Here is a 19,530-nt window from a genome sequence, read left to right on the forward strand (position 1 = left end):
CGGTGCCGCCAAGGTCCGGGCAACCCGGCCGTCGGCCCGCTACCGTCGGCGGTTAACATTGGGCGCATTCACCACAAGGGCTGGACCATGGATCCGATTCTGCTCGGCAAAGGCATCACCGACGATGTGGCTGTCACCCTGCTGCCGAAACTCGGCAACCGCCATGGCCTGGTGGCCGGTGCCACCGGTACCGGCAAGACCGTGACCCTGATGACCCTGGCCGAGGGCTTCTCGCGGCTGGGCGTGCCGGTGTTCCTGGCCGATGTGAAGGGCGATGTGTCCGGCCTGGCCGTACCCGGCACCGGCGCCGATGCCCTGCTGCAGCGCGCCGCCGAGATCGGCGTGGCCCACTACGCACCGGCCGCCAGCCCCACTGTGTTCTGGGATCTGTACGGCAAGCTCGGCCACCCGGTGCGCACCACCATCAGCGAGATGGGCCCGACCCTGCTGGCGCGCATCCTGGAGTTGAACGACACCCAGGCGGGCGTGCTCGACATCGTCTTCAAGCTGGCCGACGACCGTGGCCTGCTGCTGCTGGACATGGACGACCTGCGCGCCCTGCTGGGCCTGGTGGCCGAGGAACGCAAGGACATCTCCACCGAGTACGGCCTGGTCAGCGCACAGTCGATCGCGGCCATCCAGCGCTCCGTGCTGCGCCTGGCCCAGGACGGCGGCGAAGGCTTCTTCGGCGAACCGGCGGTGGAACTGGCCGACCTCATGCGGGTCAATCACGACGGACGCGGCGTGATCGGCATCCTCGCCGCCGACCAGCTGGTACTCAAGCCCAAGCTCTATTCCACCTTCCTGCTGTGGCTGCTGTCGGAACTGTTCGAGCAGCTGCCTGAAGTGGGCGACCTGGACAAACCCAAGCTGGTCTTCATCTTCGACGAGGCCCACCTGCTGTTCGACGACGCGCCGGCCTCGCTGGTGCAGCGCATCGAGCAGGTGGTGCGGCTGATCCGCTCCAAGGGCGTGGGCGTGTACTTCTGCTCGCAGTTCCCCGACGACGTGCCGGGCAACATCCTCGGCCAGCTCGGCAACCGCGTGCAGCACGCGCTGCGTGCCTTCACCCCGCGCGACCAGAAGGCGGTGAAGACCGCCGCCGAGACCTTCGTACCGAACCCGAAGCTGGACGTGGCCAAGGCCCTCAGCCAGCTCGGCACCGGCGAAGCGCTGGTGTCCACGCTGCAGGACAAGGGCGTGCCGATGCCGGTGCAGCAGACGATGATCGCCCCGCCGCGCTGCCGCATGGGGCCGATCACCGAAGCCGAGCGCGCGCAGGTGCGTGCGGGCAGCCCGGTCGGCACCCGCTACGACACCGCAGTGAACCGCGAATCGGCCGCCGAACTGCTGGCCCAGCGCGCGCAGAAGGCCACCGAGCAGGCCGCAGCCCCGGCCGCCCGCAGCCGCGAGCAGGACGAGGCGCAGGAAGGCGGCTTCGGCCAGTCGATCAAGGACGCGATCTTCGGCACCAAGCGCCGCCAGGGCATGATCGAAACCATGGCCAAGCAGACCACGCGCACGGTCGGCACCAAGCTGGGCAACCAGATCGTGCGCGGCATTCTCGGTGGCATTTTCGGCGGCAAGCGTTGATCTTCCACTGCCGGGGTCAGAGCCCTTTCCGCTGGAAAGGGATCTGACCCCGGGCTCCGACCCCACTTCCTATTCGTCATCCTGAAAAGAAGTCGTACTGCATGTCCCGCTGGCGTCCCCCCGCAGAAAAAAGCACCGCCCTGATCACTGCCGCCGGCCACGCCCGGTTGAAAGCCGAGCTGGATGACCTGTGGCGCGTGCGCCGCCCCGACGTGGTGAAGGCGCTGGCCGCGGCCGCTGCCGAAGGCGACCGTTCGGAGAATGCCGAGTACACCTACCGCAAGAAGCAGCTGGGCGAGATCGACCGCCGCGTGCGCTACCTGACCAAGCGCCTGGAATCGCTGCGCGTGGTCGACACCACGCCGACCGATCCGCAGGCGGTGTTCTTCGGTGCGTGGGTGGAGCTGGAGAACGTGGACAGTGGCGAGACCAGCCGCTACCGCATCGTCGGCCCGGACGAGACCGATGCCGGGCTGGGCTGGATCAGCATCGATTCGCCGCTGGCGCGGGCGCTGCTGAAAAAGCGCATCGATGACGAATTCGCGGTGGAGCTGCCCGGTGGGCAGTTCACGTTCGCGGTGATCGGGGTGGAGTACGCGCCGCGGTAGAGTCGACTGTTAGTCGACTCTCTGTCGGTCGACTATCGCGCGCAGCGCGGGATTTTCATGGGTGCAGGAAGAGCAGTCGACTAACAGTCGACTCTACCGAAGCAGCGTCAGCGGCGGCGGGTAGTGGCGGCCGAAGCGCAGCGGGCGGAAGTAATCGGCGTTGCGGTAGAAGGCGGCATCCTGCACCTCATGCCAGCCGGGAATACCGGCCAACGGCAGCGGCCGCAGCTGCAGCGGATCGCCCAGCACCCGGCCCTCGTCGATGGCTCGGGTGACCGTCTCGATGCATCCCGCCTCACCATCGCCCTGCACCACCACGCACTTGCCGACCAGTAGCCGGCCCGGCAGCAGCGCCTGCTCCATCAGCGCATGGCCGAACACCGCCACCACAGCGATGCCACCGCCCTGCCAATGCGAAGCATCGAACAGTGCGTGCCAGTCGTGCGCGTCCCATGCGGCCAGCACGCCGGCATCGCGCACCTGCACGACCACGCCGGTTTCATCGAACTGGGTCAGCGCGGCCTGTGCGCGGTTACGCTGGCCGGGCGCCATCGCCGCGATATGCAGGCACTGCCGTGCATTGAGCACGCGCTTGAGCCGGGGAAAACCCGCCCAGACCAGCGCATTGAACAGGTCGTGCCAGTTGTCCGCGCGGGTCGCGAGGCGGCCCCGGGCGATGCGGGTTTCATAGTGCAGGCCATCGGCCAGCAGCGCGGCATCCTGCTCGACCAGCTGCAGCCCAGGCAGGGCCAGCCGGGCATCCAGCGCGGCGACGGTCGGCCAACCCGGTCCCGCCAGCAGATCGGCAAAGCCGCGCACGCCATCGAACAGCGGATGCTCGAACACCCGCGCATCGACCGCCGCACGCGGCGGCGGGATGAAGCGACGAGGGCCGCCTGCGTCGCCGCCGGCGGCCGTCGCTGCGGTCACAGCACCTTGAGGTCGAACGCCGGACGCGTGGCGCTGGCCAGCGCGTCACCGTACAGGTCGTGCTCGTCGCTCTCGGTGATCTCCACGTCGACGAACTCGCCCACGCGCAGCGGCACCTGGTCGGCGTTCTGGATGTGCACCAGGCCGTCGATCTCCGGCGCATCGGCCTTGGAACGGGCCACGGCGATATCGCCTTCGATGGCATCGACCAGGCACTGCTGCACGGTGCCGATCTTGGCTTCCAGACGCGCGGCGGAAATCTGCGCCTGCTTCTCCATGAAGCGGGCCAGGCGCTCCTGCTTCACTTCTTCCGGCACGGCATCGGGCAGGTCGTTGGCGGTAGCACCCTCGACCGGCGAATAGGCGAACGCGCCCACGCGGTCCAGCTGTGCTTCGTCCAGGAACGACAGCAGCTCTTCGAACTCGGCCTCGGTCTCGCCCGGGAAGCCGACGATGAAGGTCGAACGCACGGTGATGTCCGGGGCGATGCGGCGCCAGTTCTGCACGCGCTCAAGGGTCTTCTCGACCGCGCCCGGGCGCTTCATCAGGCGCAGGATGCGCGGGCTGGCGTGCTGGAAGGGGATGTCCAGGTACGGCAGGATGCGGTTCTCCGCCATCAGCGGCACCACTTCGTCCACGTGCGGGTACGGGTAGACGTAGTGCATGCGCACCCAGGCATCGAGCTCGGACAGGCCTTCGCACAGCGCCTTCAGGCGGGTCTGGTAGGCCTTGTCGCGCCACATCTTCTCGGCGTACTTCACGTCCACGCCGTAGGCCGAGGTGTCCTGCGAAACCACCAGCAGCTCGCGCACGCCGCCGCGCACCAGGCGCTCGGCTTCGCGCAGCACCTCATCCACCGGGCGCGAAACCAGCTTGCCGCGCATCGACGGGATGATGCAGAAGCTGCACTTGTGGTTGCAGCCCTCGGAAATCTTCAGGTAGGCGTAATGGCGCGGGGTCAGCTTGATGCCGTAGTCCGGCACCAGGTCCACGAACGGGTCGTGCTTGGGCGGCAGCGCTTCGTGCACCGCTTCCATCACGCTCTGGTAGTCCTGCGGGCCGGACACCGCCAGCACGTTCGGGTACGCCTCGCGGATCTGCTCCGGGCGCTTGCCCAGGCAGCCGGTGACGATGACCTTGCCGTTCTGGTTCATCGCCTCGCCAATGGCGTCCAGCGATTCGGTCACCGCCGAATCGATGAAGCCGCAGGTGTTGACCACCACCACGTCGGCCGAATCGTAGGACGGGACGATGTCATAACCTTCCGAGCGGAGCTGGGTCAGGATGCGCTCGGAATCGACAAGGGCCTTCGGGCAGCCAAGGCTGACGAAGCCGACTTTGGGGTTCAGCTGGGACATGGAAATCGCGGGACTCTGGGGGCCTGGGCCCCTGCCGGCATGGCAGGGGGACCTGGGGGCCGGGGCCTGAAAGGGCGCCAGTATAACGGGGTTGGTGGCCGGGCTCTGAATGGCCAGCCGCCTGATCGCGCACAGCCGCTGACACGCCGCTAACCCGGCCAGCGTCGACAATGCAGGCCTGTCCCCTGCAACGAGGTACCCGACGATGTCCGAATGGATCACCCTGGATACGCATCATGGCCCGGTCCGCGCCTGGCAGGTCCTGCCCGAGGGCAAGCCGCGCGCGGCGCTGGTGGTCATACAGGAAATCTTCGGGGTCAACGCGCACATGCGCGGGGTGGCCGAGCGCTTCGCCGCCGAAGGCTACGCCGTGCTGGCACCGTCGTTCTTCGACCTGGTGGACGGCCCGGAATCCGACCCCGATGCCCTGCCCTACAGCCCCGAGGGCGTGAAGGACGGCCTGGAGCGGGTCAACACCCTGGGCATGGAAAAGGCGCTGGAAGTGGTCCGCGCCGCGGCGACGCGCCTGGCCCCCCATGGCAAGGTCGGCACCGTCGGCTACTGCTGGGGCGGCAGCGTGGCCCTGCTGGCGGCGATGCGCCTGGGCCTGCCCTCGGCCAGCTACTACGGCGGCCGCAACGTCAATTTCCTCGACGAAACGCCCAAGGCCCCGGTGATCTTCCACTTCGGCGCCCAGGACAAGAGCATCCCGCCGGAAGCCGTGCAGGCCCACCGCGAAAAGCTGCCGCAGATGGCCACCTACGTCTATCCGGCCGACCACGCCTTCAACCGGGAGGTCGGACATGCGTATGATCCAGACAGCGCCGCCCTGGCGCTGCAACGCACCCTGGACTTCTTCACGGAGCATCTTGGATGAGCGATTTCGAACTGGATTCACGCCTGGCCACCGACAGCGTCCTGGTAGCAGAAGGCCCGTTGTCGCAAGTGCGGTTGATGAACGACGAACGATTCCCCTGGCTGGTGCTGGTGCCGCGCCTGGCCGGGATCACCGAATGGATCGAGCTGGACGGCGAGCAGCAGGACAAGCTGCGCACCGAACTCAACCGCGCCTGCAAGGCCCTGCACGGCACGGACGGGGTGGAGAAGATCAACATCGGCGCGCTGGGCAATATCGTGCGCCAGCTGCATTTCCACGTGATCGGCCGCCACGACGGCGATCCGGCGTGGCCGGGCCCGGTCTGGGGCAGTGGTCCGGCGCACCGCTACGAGCCGGCCGCACTGGACCAGCATGTCGCCTACTGGAAGGAACGGCTAGGATATCCGGCCCATCCCTGAGCCTTTGACGACCCGATGCGCTTCAATCTCGTCGCCGCCATCCTGCTGATCCTGATCGGCTTGTTCATGCTCGCCAGCAACCTGGGCTGGACGCACCTGAACCTGTCCAAGCTGTTCCTGACCTGGTGGCCGGTCGGCCTGGTCGGCGTCGGCATCGCGATGCTGTTCGGACGCGGCAAATAAAGGTAGCGCCGGGCCATGCCCGGCGAATGCACCACGCGGCCCATACGAAAACGCCGGGCATGGCCCGGCGCTACCGATATGTTGATCAGGTGCGCGGCAGGGTCACGCCGGTCTGGCCCTGGTACTTGCCGCCGCGGTCCTTGTACGAGGTCTCGCAGACGTCGTCGGCCGCCGCCTGGAAGAACAGCATCTGGGCCACGCCTTCGTTGGCGTAGATGCGCGCCGGCAGCGGCGTGGTGTTGCTGAATTCCAGGGTCACGTGGCCTTCCCACTCCGGTTCCAGCGGGGTCACGTTGACGATGATGCCGCAGCGGGCATAGGTGCTCTTGCCCAGGCACACAACCAGGGTGTCGCGCGGGATGCGGAAGTACTCCACCGTACGCGCCAGCGCGAAGCTGTTCGGCGGGATGATGCACTCATCACCGACGATGTCCACGAAGCTGCCCGGGTCGAAGTGCTTGGGGTCGACGATCGTGGAGTTGATGTTGGTGAACACCTTGAACTCGCGCGAGCAGCGCACGTCGTAACCATAGCTGGAGGTGCCGTAGCTGACGATGCGCTCGCCGTTGGCGTGCTTCACCTGGCCGGCCTCGAACGGCTCGATCATGCCGTGCTGCTCGGACATGCGGCGGATCCAACGGTCACTCTTGATGCTCATGCTTTGTCCTGGGTACGAGGGGGCGCGTGGATTCTAGCAGGGGGCCGGGCACGCACGCCGCAGCCCCGCAGGCCTGGCCTTACAGCAGCGAGGACAGGATCTGGATCGAGGCACGCGGGCGCTTGCCCACCTCCTCCACCAGACGCTCGGCGGCGCGGCGGTAGGCCTGGGCCGCGGTCGACTCGGGCTGGGCGACGGTGATCGGGCTGCCGGCATCCCCCTGTTCGCGGATGTCGATCTGCAGCGGCAGCGACCCCAGCAGCGGCACGCCGTACTGCGCGGCCATGCGCTCGCCACCGCCCTCGCCGAACAGGTGCTCGACGTGGCCGCAGTTGCTGCAGGTGTGCACGGCCATGTTCTCGACGATGCCCAGCACCGGCACCTCCACCTTCTCGAACATCTTCAGCGCCTTCTTCGCATCCAGCGTGGCGATGTCCTGCGGCGTGGTGACGATGACCGCACCGGCCAGCGGAATCTTCTGCACCAGGGTCAGCTGGATGTCACCGGTACCCGGCGGCAGGTCGATCAGCAGGTAGTCCAGGTCGTCCCACAGCGTGTCTTCGAACAGCTGGGTCAGGGCGGCGGTCGCCCGCGGCGCGCGCATGATCAGCGGCGTCTCGTCTTCCACCAGGTAGCCGATGGACATGGTGTCCACGCCGAACGCGCGCATCGGCTCGATGCTCTTGTTGTCCGGGCTTTCCGGGCGGCCGGACAGGCCGAGCATGGCCGGCACGCTGGGGCCGTAGATATCGGCATCGAGCACGCCCACGCGGGCACCGAGCTGCTGCAGCGCCACGGCCAGGTTCACCGAGGTGGTGGACTTGCCCACGCCTCCCTTGCCCGATCCCACCGCGATCACGTTGCGGATGCGCGCATGGGGCGAAAGGCCCTTCTGCACCTGGCTGGCATGGGGACGACGGGCGGGGCTGTTCACTGCGGACTCCGGAAGCGGTTCATGGGGCGGGCAACCTCACATCATACAAGTTCAGCCAGGCGCAGCCCTTCCCCTCATGCGCGCGTAGCGGGCCAATACTGAACCTCCGCCGCACGAAGACTGCCGCCTTCGACAGATTCTCCTGCCAACGCTGATTCAGCCGACCGCATTTAGGTGAAACGCGAAACTCATTTTAAATTCAATAATTAAGAATAAGTGAATATATTATTAAGCCGACTTGAAGGCGAAACGCCAAACTCGGCAAATAAATTCCCATCCAATTGATTTTTCAAGAGAATTATCCGACCTACGCAGAGATTTCTTACAACCCCGTGCCATTAACGTTAATGCCGTGTTACGTTCGGCCCCACAGCCTGGAAACTGAAGGCTGATTGAATGCCCCGGGAACGGGGGCGCCTGCATTTACTTAATGGATGGGATATCGCAATGATTCGTCGTCGCACCAATGTCGTCCGCCACCCGCTCTCGCTCGCGCTGCTCGGCAGCCTGCTCGCCACCGCCCTTCCCGCCTTCGCCCAGGACAGCAAGGAAACCACCGACCTCGGCCGCGTGACCGTCACCGGTTCGCTCATCCCGCAGACCCAGGTGGAAAACCACACTCCGGTGCTGACCGTCACCGCCGAGGACATCCAGACCCGCGGTTTCACCAGCATCGCCGAAGTCCTGCAGCAGTCCTCGCTGACCACCGGCGGCCTGCAGGGCGGCCAGTCCTCCGCCGCCTTCACCCAGGGTGCCGAAGCGGCCGGCATGTTCGGCCTGGACCCGGGCTACACCAAGTACCTGATCAACGGCCGCCCGATGCTGCAGTACCCGGCGCTGTACAACGGCAGCGACGCCTTCAACAACATCAGCGGCATCCCGATCGACATCGTCGAGCGCATCGAGATCCTGCCGGGCGGCCAGTCGTCGCTGTACGGCTCCGATGCCATCGCCGGCGTGGTCAACATCATCCTGAAAAAGCGCATGGATGGCGGCACGATCAACGTGCGCGGCGGCGCCTACACCGAGGGCGGCGGCAACAACGTCCGGGTCAGCGTGGCCAAGGGCTTCAACAGCGCCGATGACCGCTTCAACGCGCTGTTCAACGTGCAGTACGAAAAATCCAGTCCGATCTGGGGCTACCAGCGCGACCTGACCAAGGTGAACAACCCCGGCGGTTACAGCGCGCAGGTGCCGTCCAACGACTTCCTCGTCTACCTGCCCGACGAAAACAACGCATTCGTCATGATGGACCCGACCCGCTGCGCCAGCGTGGCCGGGCAGTTCGGCGGCACCACCGAACTCGGCGTGCGTGCGGCCGGTGAGTCCTGCGGTTCCAAGTACAGCGCCGGCTACCGCACCATCAAGAACGCCAAGGAAAGCAGCCAGTTCTATTCCTCGCTCAACTTCCAGGTCAACGAGAACTTCGAACTGTTCGCCGAAGCGCTCTACAGCCTTGAAGAGATCAACTACGTCACCGGTTCCGGCTACACGTTCTGGAGCACCGGGCCGGGCTTCGGCTACATCTACGACCAGGACACCGACCAGTACATGAGCCTGCAGCGCGCGTTCGCGCCGGAGGACATCGGCGGCCAGGGCTACCGTGACATCCAGGAAACCAACCGCAACAAGGCCTACCAGATCACCCTGGGCGGCCGCGGCACCTTCGGTACCAACTGGGATTACAGCGCCAGCTTCAGCCGCGGCGAATACAAACTGACCGAGCGCGGCTTCGCACGCTGGGCCGAGCCGATCGACAGCTGGTTCGAACAGAATGTGTTCGGTCCGGTGCTTGGCCAGACCGACGATGGCTACAACATCTACAGCCCGAACTGGGGCGCGTTCTACTCGCAGCTGCCGGCGGGCGCATTCCAGAGCTTCACCGGCTACACCTACAACCAGAGCCGCACCTGGCAGAACCTGGGCCGCGTGCAGCTGACCAACAGCGGGCTGTTCTCGCTGCCCGGTGGCGACGCCGGCCTGGGCATCGTCGTCGAAGGCGGCAGCGAAGGCTGGGACTACAGCCCGGATGCACGCCTGCTCAACGGTGATGTCTGGGGCACCACTTCGGTGGCCGGCGCTGGCCATCGCAGCAACTGCGCGGTGACCGGCGAACTGCGCCTGCCGCTGCTCGACTCGCTCACTGTCACCGGTTCGGGCCGCTACGACGCCTTCAAGATCGCCGACAACACGGTCGACAAGTCGACGTACAGCATCGGCGTCGAGTTCCGTCCGATTGAAAGCCTGCTGTTCCGCGGCAAGTACGGCACCGCCTTCCGTGCGCCGTCGCTGCCCGATGCATTCCAGGGCGAAAGCGGCTTCTACACCGCCGCCACCGACTACTACCGCTGCGCCCAGCTCGGCTTCGCGCCGGCCGACACCGTCGGCTGCCCGTATGCAGACCAGTCCACCTTCGGCGTGCAGTCGGGCAACCCGGAGCTGGAACCGATCACCGCCGATGTGTGGAACGCCGGCGTGGTCTGGGCACCGATGGCCAACCTGTCGCTGTCGGTGGATTACTACCGCTGGAAGATCGAGAACGAGGTCGACACCCTCAGTTCCGACCAGCTGCTGCGTGCCGAGTACTACTGCCGCAACAACCTGGACAACAACACCAACGCCACCTGCCAGAACGTGGCCGACTGGGTCACCCGCGATGCGTCGGGCAACCTCGACCAGATCTACACGCCCAAGCTCAACGTGGCACGGCAGAATCTCAATGCACTGACCGCCAGCTTCAAGTATGTGCAGGACATCGGCCGCTTCGGCTCGCTGCAGTTCGCCAGCAACTACACCAACATCCTCAAGCGCGAAGTGCAGCCGCAGACCGGCGATGACTACCTGGACCTGCTGCGCGATCCGTATGCGATGTGGAACTACCAGGCCTTCGCCAAGGTGCGAGCCGATGGTTCGATCGGCTGGGCGAAGAACCAGTGGACCACCACCCTGTACTACAACTACATCGGCCGTACCCCCAACTACATGGCGTACCTGGGCGAAAGCTACGACTACGTCCACTCCTCGGGCTACAAGGCGGGCAAGTGGGGCTCGTACACCACCTACAACCTGAGCGTGAGCTACCGCGCGATGGACAACCTGACCCTGTCGCTGATGGTCAACAACGTGTTCAACAAGAACCCGTCGAGCCAGCGCCACAGCTTCGGCGGCAACAGCAGCGCACCGTACAACGAAAACCTCTACAACCCGTACGGCAGGGCGATCTACGCCCAGATGCAGTACGACTTCGGCGCGAAATAAGCGCCTCGACGCTCCAGTGATGACTGGCACTGGCCCCGCTTCGGCGGGGCCATTTTTTTGCCCGCGTGGCCGGCCCACGGGCGCCGCAATGGCGGCCCCCCCCCCCCCCCTGCCCGCCGTCACAACCCGAACTGCCAACTGAACATCCGGCACCGTATCCACCGTCTACAGGGGGGCGGAACGGCCTGCTGTGCAGCAAAACCTTTCATTTGAAATCAACGCCTTGGATCAAAAATCCATCCAAATCAGCACTTTGCCTACTTTGGCTTCATGACGGGAGCATGAACAGTTGACACGGCAAGTTAAGGTCGTGTTAACGTCGGCTCATCGGCCTGTGAAGCCGGTTACAGAACGGGGCGAAAAGCCCTCCAGGGACGACAGGTCCACGCGCCTGTCGAGAATTGATACATCAGGGGATCCATCCATGACCATCCGCACGGCGCTCAGCCGCCACCCGCTGAGCTTTGCTCTGACGTCCGCCCTGCTGGCAGCCGTCGTCTCGCCCGCCTTTGCCCAGGAAGCCGGCAACGAAGCCGGTGGCAAGAGCGCCACCAACCTGGACCGCGTTTCGGTCGTCGGCTCGCGCATCAAGCGCGCTGAAGTCGAAGGCCCGGCGCCGGTCACCGTCATCTCGCGCGCCGACATCGACCGCGAGGGCTTCCAGTCGGTCGGCGACATGCTGCAGACCCTGACCCAGAACACCACCAGCTCGTTCACCGGCGACCTCGCCGTGACCGGCTTCACGCCCAACGCCCAGGTGGTCAACCTGCGCAACCTGGGCCCGGGCTACACCCTGACCCTGGTCAACGGCCGCCGCCCGGCGCAGTACCCGCAGCCGTACAACCGCGACAACAACGTGGTCAACATCAAGGCCATCCCGAGCTCGATCGTCGAGCGCGTTGAAGTCCTGACCGGCGGCGCCTCGGCCATCTACGGTTCGGACGCTGTCGCCGGCGTGATCAACATCGTGCTGCGCAAGAACTACGACGGCAACCAGCTGCGCCTGACCACCGGCACCACCGAAGAAGGCGGCGGCGACAACGTCAACGTCGAATACACCGGCGGCAAGACCGGCGACCGCTGGAGCGCGACCTACGCCCTGCAGTACAGCGAGAACGAGCCGGTGTTCGCTTCGCAGCGCCACGCGCTGGCCGATACCCGCAACAACGCCGCCGGCGTCGCGGTGAATCCGGCGCTGTCGCTGATCGCGATCAGCGCCGGTGGCCGGAATGGCAACGTGCGCAACCAGAACGCCCTGTACAACGCCTCGGCCTGTGATGCGTTCGGTTACACCACGGTGACCACCGCCACCCGCGGCACCTACTGCGGCAGCTACGACCAGGTCGCCGCCCGTTCGATCTGGAACAAGAACCAGAACTTCAACGGCTATGGCTACGGCACGTTCGACGTGACCGACACCACCCAGCTGTTCGGCAGCGTCAACTTCTACAAGACCAAGGCCAAGGCCAGCTCCGGCGTCGAGTTCTGGGGCACCTCCGGCGACCGTTTCACCATCGGGCCGACCGGCGCAGCTCCCGGCGCGTACTTCGATTCCAACCTGCGCGACGTCATCCAGCTGCAGCGCACGTTCAACCCGTTCGAACTGGGTGGCAATGAAGCGGCCAGCACCCTGTACGACGAGAAGAGCTACGACTTCACCTTCGGTGCACAGGGCACCTTCGCCGATCGTTTCGACTGGGAAGCCAGCGTCAACTACGGCAAGTACGAGTACGAAGCCGACCGCCCGCGCCTGCTGGCCAAGGCCGTGCATGACTACTTCCTGGGCCCGCTGCAGGGCTACAACGGGATCAACCCGATCTACGCGCTGAACCAGGACCGCTGGAATACCCCGATCACCCCGGAGATCTACCAGTCCTTCGCCACCCGCGTGAAGAACGTGGCCGAATCCACCTCGGCAACGGCCAACTTCAACATCAGTGGCGACCTGTTCGAGCTGCCGGCGGGCCCGATCGGCTTTGCCGCCGTCATCGAAGGCATGCGCCAGACCACCGACCTGGTCAGCGACGTGCGCACCAACCAGCTGCGTCCGATCGACGACCAGACCATCTACAACCTGACCAGCTCCGGTGAAACCCACGGCGCCCGCAACCGCTATGCAGTGGGTACCGAGTTCCGCGTGCCGATCTTCAGCAACCTGTCGATGAACCTGGCCGGCCGCTGGGACAAGTACGACGACATCACCGCCGTCGACGATGCCAAGACCTTCAACGTCGGCCTGGAATACCGTCCGTTCAGCAACCTGCTGATCCGCGGTTCCTACGCCACCAGCTTCCGCGCACCGGACATGCAGCTGGTCTACGCCGAAGGCGCCGCCTCGTTCTCGACCATCCTGGACGAATACAGCTGCCGTTCCGGCACCGGCCTGGGCCAGGCCGCCGGCACCCCGGGCCGTACCCGCACGCAGTGCAACGTGAGCGGTGACATCGCCTTGTACCAGGCGCAGTCGCTGATCGCCGGCAACCCGAACCTGAAGGAAGAAGAAGGCAAGTCGTGGGGCGCCGGCTTCGTGTGGGACATCATGGACTCGATGTCCATGTCGGTGGACTACTACAAGATCCGCCTGGAAGATGCCTCCACCCAGCTCAGCTCGACCTACCTGCTGCAGAACGAAGCCAACTGCCGCCTGGGCGTGCGCCCGGATGGTACGCCGTTCGAGCAGGCTGCTGATTCGGCCTTCTGCCGCAACCTGACCGCGCTGGTCACCCGTACCAGTGCACCGGGCACCACCCTGGACGGCCGCATCACCCAGCTCAACACCGCGTACATCAACGCGGCGCTGCTGGAAACCAGCGGTATCGATGCCACCTTCAAGTACAAGCTGGATACCGATCGCCTCGGCGACTTCGGCCTGGACCTGGGCTACTCGCTGGTGCTGACCAACAAGTACCAGGAAAACAGCGACGACGAGCTGATCGATTACCGCGACCTGCCGCTGTATGACTACAGCCAGCGCAGCCGCCTGCGCGGCAGCCTGAGCTGGGCCGGCGACGAATGGGGTGCCACCCTGTTCGGTACCCGCTACGGTTCGAACTGGAACGCCGCCTGGACCGAACGCCTGGCTCCGTACATGCAGTACAACCTGCAGGTCAGCAAGAAGTTCGGCCCGAACGTGCGTGCCGAGTTCACAGTGGTCAACCTGACCGACAACCAGTTCCGTCGCGATCCGACCAACACCGCATACCCGTACTTCAACAGCTACATCGGCGCCGACCCGCTGGGCCGTCGCTACTACTTCAGCCTGTCCTACCGCTTCTGATGCGACAGGTTGTGTGACAAGCAGAGCCCGGCCTAGGCCGGGCTCTGTGTTTGCGCATCGGCAGCAACGCCACACCCTGGGCCACGAAGGCCCGCCAATTGAAGGGGATACACGATGTACAAGCTGTCCTTCGCCCTGCTTGCACTGGCATTGGGCACCACCGCCGTGCCGGCCTCCGCCGCGACGGCCTACTCGGTCGAAGATTTCGTCAAGCACGCTGCCTACGGCAACGTGCGCATCTCGCCCAATGGCGAGTACCTGGCCGTGACCATGGACCACGGCGACCAGGACGTCCTGGCCGTCCTGCGCACCAGCGACCTGAAGATCCTCAAGGTCAACCAGCTGCCGGAAAAGAAGAGCGTCGGCCAGTTCACCTGGATCGCGCCGGACCGCCTGATGTTCAATGCGGTGAAGAAGATGGGCGGCTATGCCCAGCCCTTCGCCACCGGCGAGTGGTTCGCCGTCAACGCCGATGGCAGCCAGGCCGTGCCGCTGATCTTCTACGGCACCCGCGATGCCACCCAGCGCGGCAAGACCGTCGGCCGCGAAAGCTTCAGCCTGCTCGACACGCTGAAGGACGACGACCGCAATGTCATCATGCAGTCGCGTTACCCGCGCTCCAACGAAGGTGCCGGCACCCAGGTGGTGCAGGTCGATACCTTCAGCGGCCGCCGCACCGTGCTCGCACGCGCGCCCAAGGACGACTGCTCCATCGCGCTGGACGCGCAGAAGGAACCGCGTTTCGCGGTCTGTTCGTCCAGCCGCAACGAGGAAGGCGAGTACGACGAGCGCACCGAACTGTACCGCCGCGATGGCCGCGACTGGACCCTGGTCAACGCCTCCAAGACCGACGGCAAGCACCTGTGGGTCGAGCGCGCCACCGCCGATGGCACCGTGTATGTCACCCAGAGCGACGACAAGGCGCCCGGCGCGGTGGGCACGCTGGACACCGCCACCGGCGCGTTCACCTCCCTGTTCCAGGACCCGGTGGCCGAAGTCTCCGACTACATCTGGTCCACCGATGACAACCGCCTGCTGGGCGTGATCACCGAAGCTGGTGCACCGAAGGTGACCCTGGTCGATGAGAACCACCCCGACGCCGAACTGTATGGCTCGCTGGCCGCATCATTCCCCGGCGAACTGGTGGATTTCTCCAGCCACACCGCCGATGGCAGCAAGATCATCGTCTCGGTCTACAGCGACAGCAATCCGGGCGAGCTGTACCTGTATGACCGCGCCACCGGCAAGGCACGCTTCCTGATGCAGCGCGCGCCGCAGCTGGACAAGGCGCGCATGGCCTCGGTCAAGCCTTTCAGCTTCACCGCGCGCGACGGCAAAACCATCCATGCCTACCTCACCCTGCCCCATGGCAGCGACGGCAAGAACCTGCCGCTGATCGTCAACCCGCACGGCGGTCCGATCGGCCCGCGTGACAACTGGGGCTTCTCCGGCGAAACGCAGCTGTTCGCCAGCCGCGGCTATGCGGTGCTGCAGGTGAACTACCGCGGCTCCGGTGGCTACGGCAAGGCGTTCCAGGATGCGGGCCACAAGCAGTGGGCCGATGGCATCCAGAACGACATCATCGATGCCACGCAGTGGACCATCAACCAGGGCTACGCCAACAAGGACCGCATCTGCATCTACGGCGGCAGCTTCGGCGGCTACTCGTCGCTGATGGCCCCGATCCGTGCACCGGGCCTGTTCAAGTGCACCTTCGGCTACGTCGGCGTCTACGACATCGACATGATGTTCAAGAAGGGCGACATCCCCGAACGCGAGTCGGGCCAGCGCTTCCTGCGCCGCACCCATGGCACCGACACCGCCGACTGGACCCGCACCTCGCCGGCACGTCGCGCATCGGAAGTGAAGATCCCGGTTTACCTTGCCGCAGGTGCGCGTGACGTGCGCACGCCGCCGGAACAGACCGAGCTGATGAACAAGGCGCTGATCGCCGCCGGCAACAAGCCCGAAGGCATGATCATCGAGCCCGGCGAAATGCACGGCTTCTACGGTGTGCCGGCGCGGGTGAAGCTGTACACCACGATGCTCGATTTCTTCAGCCGCCACATCGGCCCGTCGACGGCATCGGGGGCAAAGGCGGCTGACTGAGCCGTCCCCCGGCTCCCTGAACAGGGGAGCCGGGAACTTCGGGCACCTTTTGGCGCACCATGAAGGTGTGCCTGCGCGTACCCGGCAACGGGTGCGTGGGTGCCATCGTTCAATCAAGGAGAGATACCGATGTACCGCAGGCTCATGCTTACAGCCCTGCTGCCTTTCGCGCTGCACGCCCCGCTCGCGCTGGCCGCCAAGCCTTCACCGGCCGCCGCACCGGATCCCACCGAGGATCCGATGATGATCACTGCCGGCTTCCTCAGCGGCCACCCGGACCTGCGCTTCCGCCTGCTGGGCATCGAAAAGCGCGACGCCGGCAAGATGGAACAGGCGTTCGGCTTCTTCCAGCGCGCCGGCTTCTATGCCGACAAGCCGTCGCAGGCGATGGTGGCGGAAATGCTGTGGAACGGCACCGGCACCCCGGTCAACCGCGCCCTTGCCTACGCCTGGATGGACCTGGCCGCCGAGCGCGGCTATGAAGGTTTCCTCGACCTGCGCGAGCGCTACTGGGCCGCGTTGACGCCCGAGGAACGCGACCGTGCCCTGCAGGAAGGCCCGGCGGTCTACGCCCGTTTCGGTGATGAGGCCGCGCGCCCGCGCATCGATGCCGCGCTGCGCCGCGAACGCCGCCAGGTGACCGGCAGCCGCACCGGCGCGACTGGCAACCTGCGCATCGTGGTGCCCGGCCTGGGCGGCACTACGGAGATCGATGGCAGCAAGTTCTACGACGATCGCTACTGGGACCCGGAGAAGTACCAGGCCTGGCAGGATTCGGTGTGGGCCAAGCCCAAGGTCGCCCGGGTCGATGTCGGTGCGGCAACCCAGATCAAGGATGAAGCCGACCGCAAGACCCGCATCGAGGCCGGCGCACCGCAGGTGGATGCCCCCGAACCGCAGACCGCCGACGAACAGCCCAGGCTGGACAACGGCAAGCCCTGATGTCTCCGCTGCCGGCCTTGTGCCGGCAGCGTTCTTTGCGCAGCCCGTGCGGCGCCCTGCCCGATTCTGGCGGCTGTGCAGCGGCCCACGTGCAACGGGCCGGCGGCTTGCCATCGGCCATGACCTTCGACACCCTTGCAGGGCGGGCCGGCGGCGTATCGTTCGGCCCACGGCCGTCCTGCGGCCATTCCCTGACTCACTCGGCCTGGAGGCCATACAAGTGACCCGTACTCCCAAGATCGTGCTGCTGACCCTGGCCGTTTCGGCCGCGCTGGTCGGCTGCGGCAAGACCGATACCCCGGCAAAGGACGCCGCCGCCTCCACGCCGGCCACCACCGACCAGGCCAGCACCTACACGCTCGACGAAGCCAAGCTGCCGGCCTACAACGCCTTCCTGGCCAGCGACCTGGACAGCAAACTGGACGCCTGTGGCGCCTTCGGCGACTACGTCAACGGCAAGTGGCTGGCCGCCAACGAGATTCCGGGCGACCGCACCAGCTGGGGCGCCTTCACCATCCTCGACGAGCGTTCGGTAGCGGTGCAGCACCAGCTGGCCGAGCAGGTCGCCCAGGTCAAGAACCCGAACCATATCGAGAAGATCGTCGGCGACCTGTGGGCCACCGGCATGGACGAGGCCAAGATCAACGCCCAGGGCATCGAGCCGCTGAAGGCCGACCTGGCCGCCATCGACGGCCTGCAGGACAAGGCCGCCATCGCCGATTACCTGCGCACCAGCGCCGCCAAGGGTGAAAACATCCTGTTCGGCTTCGGCGCCGAAGCGGACTTCAAGAACTCGGCCATGAACATGGCCTACGCCAGCCAGGGCGGCCTGGGCCTGCCGGACACCACCTACTACACCGACGCCAAGAACGCCGACAAGCTGAAGGCCTACCAGGCCCACGTCGCCAAGGTGCTGGAGCTGTCGGGCGTGGCCGCTGCCGACGCCGCCAAGCAGGCCGAGGACGTGGTCAAGTTCGAGACCCGCCTGGCCAAGGCCTCCAAGTCGCGCGTGGAACTGTCGCGCAACGTCGAGCTGTTCTACAACCCGCTCACCCTGGCCGACGCCGACAAGCTGACCCCGAACTTCAGCTGGACCGAGTTCTTCAAGTCGCAGGGCGTTGCCGCACCGGAGAAGTTCTCGCTGGCCATGCCGGCCTTCCACGAGGAAGTGAGCAAGGCACTGGGCGACACCGACGCGTCGGTCTGGCGCGCCTACCTGCGCTTCCACACCGTCGACGGCGCTTCGCCGTACCTGGCTGACGCGTTCGTGCAGGAGAACTACGAGTTCTACGGCAAGACCCTGAACGGCCAGAAGGAACAGAAGCCGCGCTGGAAGCGCGTGCTGGGCACCATCGAGAACGATGCCGGCGAAGCCTTCGGCCAGCTGTACGTGAAGGTTGCCTTCTCGCCGGAAGCCAAGGCGAAGATGGAAGAACTGGTGAAGAACCTGGCCGCGTCGCTGAAGGAACGCATCCAGGGCCTGAGCTGGATGAGCGACGAAACCAAGGCCAAGGCCATCGCCAAGTGGGAAACCTTCACCCCGAAGATCGGTTACCCGGACAAGTGGCGTGACTGGGCCGGCCTGCAGACCCAGCGCGACAGCTACCTGGGCAACGTGCGCGCGGCCAACGAGTTCAACTACAAGTTCAACCTGTCCAAGGTCGGCAAGCCGGTGGACAAGACCGAGTGGGGCATGACCCCGCAGACGGTCAATGCCTACTACAACCCGCTGCAGAACGAGATCGTGTTCCCGGCCGCCATCCTGCAGCCGCCGTTCTTCGACCCGAAGGCCGACGACGCGCTGAACTACGGCGGCATCGGTGCGGTGATCGGCCACGAAATGACCCATGGTTACGACGACCAGGGCGCACGCTTCGGGCCGAGCGGCAACCTGGAAGACTGGTGGACCCCGGCTGACAAGAAGAACTTCGAAGGCCTGACCGGCAAGCTGGTCAAGCAGTTCGACCAGTACAAGGTCGACGGCCAGGCAGTGAATGGCCACCTGACCCTGGGCGAGAACATCGCCGACCTGGGTGGCCTGGCCACCGCCTACGACGCCCTGCAGAAGGCCACCGCCGGCAAGGAAGATCCGAAGGTCGACGGCTTCACCCGCGACCAGCGCTTCTTCTTCAACTGGGCCACCGTGTGGCGCACCAAGTACACCGCGGAAAACGCCAAGGTCCGCCTGGCCACCGACCCGCACGCTCCGGCGCAGTTCCGCGCCATGGGTGCGCCGTCGAACCTGCCGACCTTCGCCGCTGCGTTCCAGTGCAAGGCCGGCTCGCCGATGGCCCGCACCGGCGACCAGCAGGTGGTGATCTGGTAAGCCGCGGCTGACGCCAAGCTAGACCTGCAAAGGCCCGGGATTTCCCGGGCCTTTGTTT

At 65.7% G+C, this 19,530-nt stretch carries 14 protein-coding genes; 10 read left to right on the plus strand and 4 right to left on the minus strand.

Features of this window, described 5'->3' with window-relative positions; all coding sequences use genetic code 11:
- Window positions 1-87: 87 nt before the first annotated feature.
- Both IAE56_RS04620 and greB read left to right on the plus strand, forming a co-directional pair.
- Window positions 88-1,593, plus strand: a complete 1,506-nt coding sequence (locus IAE56_RS04620; RefSeq protein WP_200751647.1) for a helicase HerA-like domain-containing protein — start codon at window positions 88-90, stop codon at window positions 1,591-1,593.
- Between the two features lie 101 nt (window positions 1,594-1,694).
- A complete protein-coding gene (greB, locus tag IAE56_RS04625; RefSeq protein WP_200751648.1) occupies window positions 1,695-2,201 on the plus strand; it encodes a transcription elongation factor GreB in 507 nt (168 codons plus the stop codon).
- Between the two features lie 93 nt (window positions 2,202-2,294).
- Here greB and IAE56_RS04630 read toward each other — a convergent pair whose 3' ends face one another.
- Together IAE56_RS04630 and rimO are read right to left on the minus strand one after the other, a co-directional pair.
- Window positions 2,295-3,131 (minus strand): DUF3025 domain-containing protein, encoded by an 837-nt coding sequence (locus IAE56_RS04630; RefSeq protein WP_200751649.1) that lies wholly within the window; start codon window positions 3,129-3,131, stop codon window positions 2,295-2,297.
- Window positions 3,128-4,489, minus strand: coding sequence for a 30S ribosomal protein S12 methylthiotransferase RimO (gene rimO / locus IAE56_RS04635; RefSeq protein ID WP_108769489.1), 1,362 nt, complete (start codon window positions 4,487-4,489; stop codon window positions 3,128-3,130). Before rimO ends, IAE56_RS04630 begins: the two co-directional genes overlap by 4 nt.
- Window positions 4,490-4,694: 205 nt before the next feature.
- Here rimO and IAE56_RS04640 point away from each other — a divergent pair, with 205 nt between their 5' ends.
- Genes IAE56_RS04640 through IAE56_RS04650 form a run of 3 tightly spaced genes read left to right on the plus strand, consistent with a single transcriptional unit; the run spans window position 4,695 to window position 5,968 of the window.
- Window positions 4,695-5,366: a dienelactone hydrolase family protein gene (locus IAE56_RS04640; RefSeq protein WP_200751650.1), complete on the plus strand. Its 672-nt coding sequence runs from the start codon at window positions 4,695-4,697 to the stop codon at window positions 5,364-5,366.
- On the plus strand, window positions 5,363-5,785 hold the full coding sequence (locus IAE56_RS04645; RefSeq protein ID WP_108765801.1) for an HIT family protein: 423 nt from the start codon (window positions 5,363-5,365) through the stop codon (window positions 5,783-5,785). Before IAE56_RS04640 ends, IAE56_RS04645 begins: the two co-directional genes overlap by 4 nt.
- Window positions 5,786-5,800: 15 nt before the next feature.
- Window positions 5,801-5,968, plus strand: coding sequence for a DUF5668 domain-containing protein (locus tag IAE56_RS04650; protein ID WP_165835665.1), 168 nt, complete (start codon window positions 5,801-5,803; stop codon window positions 5,966-5,968).
- Window positions 5,969-6,053: 85 nt separating this feature from the next.
- On the opposite strand, the gene dcd is transcribed toward IAE56_RS04650, so the two are convergent.
- Window positions 6,054-6,626 (minus strand): dCTP deaminase, encoded by a 573-nt coding sequence (gene dcd / locus IAE56_RS04655; protein WP_079222647.1) that lies wholly within the window; start codon window positions 6,624-6,626, stop codon window positions 6,054-6,056.
- Between the two features lie 79 nt (window positions 6,627-6,705).
- Window positions 6,706-7,560, minus strand: a complete 855-nt coding sequence (apbC, locus tag IAE56_RS04660) for an iron-sulfur cluster carrier protein ApbC (protein WP_116862737.1) — start codon at window positions 7,558-7,560, stop codon at window positions 6,706-6,708.
- A gap of 447 nt (window positions 7,561-8,007) precedes the next feature.
- Between apbC and IAE56_RS04665 the strand changes: the two genes are divergently transcribed.
- From IAE56_RS04665 to IAE56_RS04685, 5 genes are all read left to right on the plus strand, one after another.
- Window positions 8,008-10,818, plus strand: a complete 2,811-nt coding sequence (locus tag IAE56_RS04665) for a TonB-dependent receptor (RefSeq protein WP_200751651.1) — start codon at window positions 8,008-8,010, stop codon at window positions 10,816-10,818.
- Between the two features lie 424 nt (window positions 10,819-11,242).
- Window positions 11,243-14,095 carry a TonB-dependent receptor gene (locus IAE56_RS04670; RefSeq protein WP_200751652.1) on the plus strand — a complete coding sequence of 951 codons (2,853 nt, stop codon included), beginning with the start codon at window positions 11,243-11,245 and terminating at the stop codon, window positions 14,093-14,095.
- A gap of 114 nt (window positions 14,096-14,209) precedes the next feature.
- Window positions 14,210-16,204, plus strand: coding sequence for a S9 family peptidase (locus tag IAE56_RS04675; protein WP_234455879.1), 1,995 nt, complete (start codon window positions 14,210-14,212; stop codon window positions 16,202-16,204).
- Between the two features lie 129 nt (window positions 16,205-16,333).
- Complete coding sequence (locus IAE56_RS04680) at window positions 16,334-17,146, plus strand: SEL1-like repeat protein (protein WP_200751653.1); 813 nt, start codon at window positions 16,334-16,336, stop codon at window positions 17,144-17,146.
- Between the two features lie 220 nt (window positions 17,147-17,366).
- Window positions 17,367-19,472, plus strand: coding sequence for a M13-type metalloendopeptidase (locus IAE56_RS04685; protein WP_200751654.1), 2,106 nt, complete (start codon window positions 17,367-17,369; stop codon window positions 19,470-19,472).
- Window positions 19,473-19,530: the final 58 nt, after the last annotated feature.

The organism is Stenotrophomonas sp. S41 (assembly GCF_016624625.1).
Taxonomy (GTDB): domain Bacteria; phylum Pseudomonadota; class Gammaproteobacteria; order Xanthomonadales; family Xanthomonadaceae; genus Stenotrophomonas.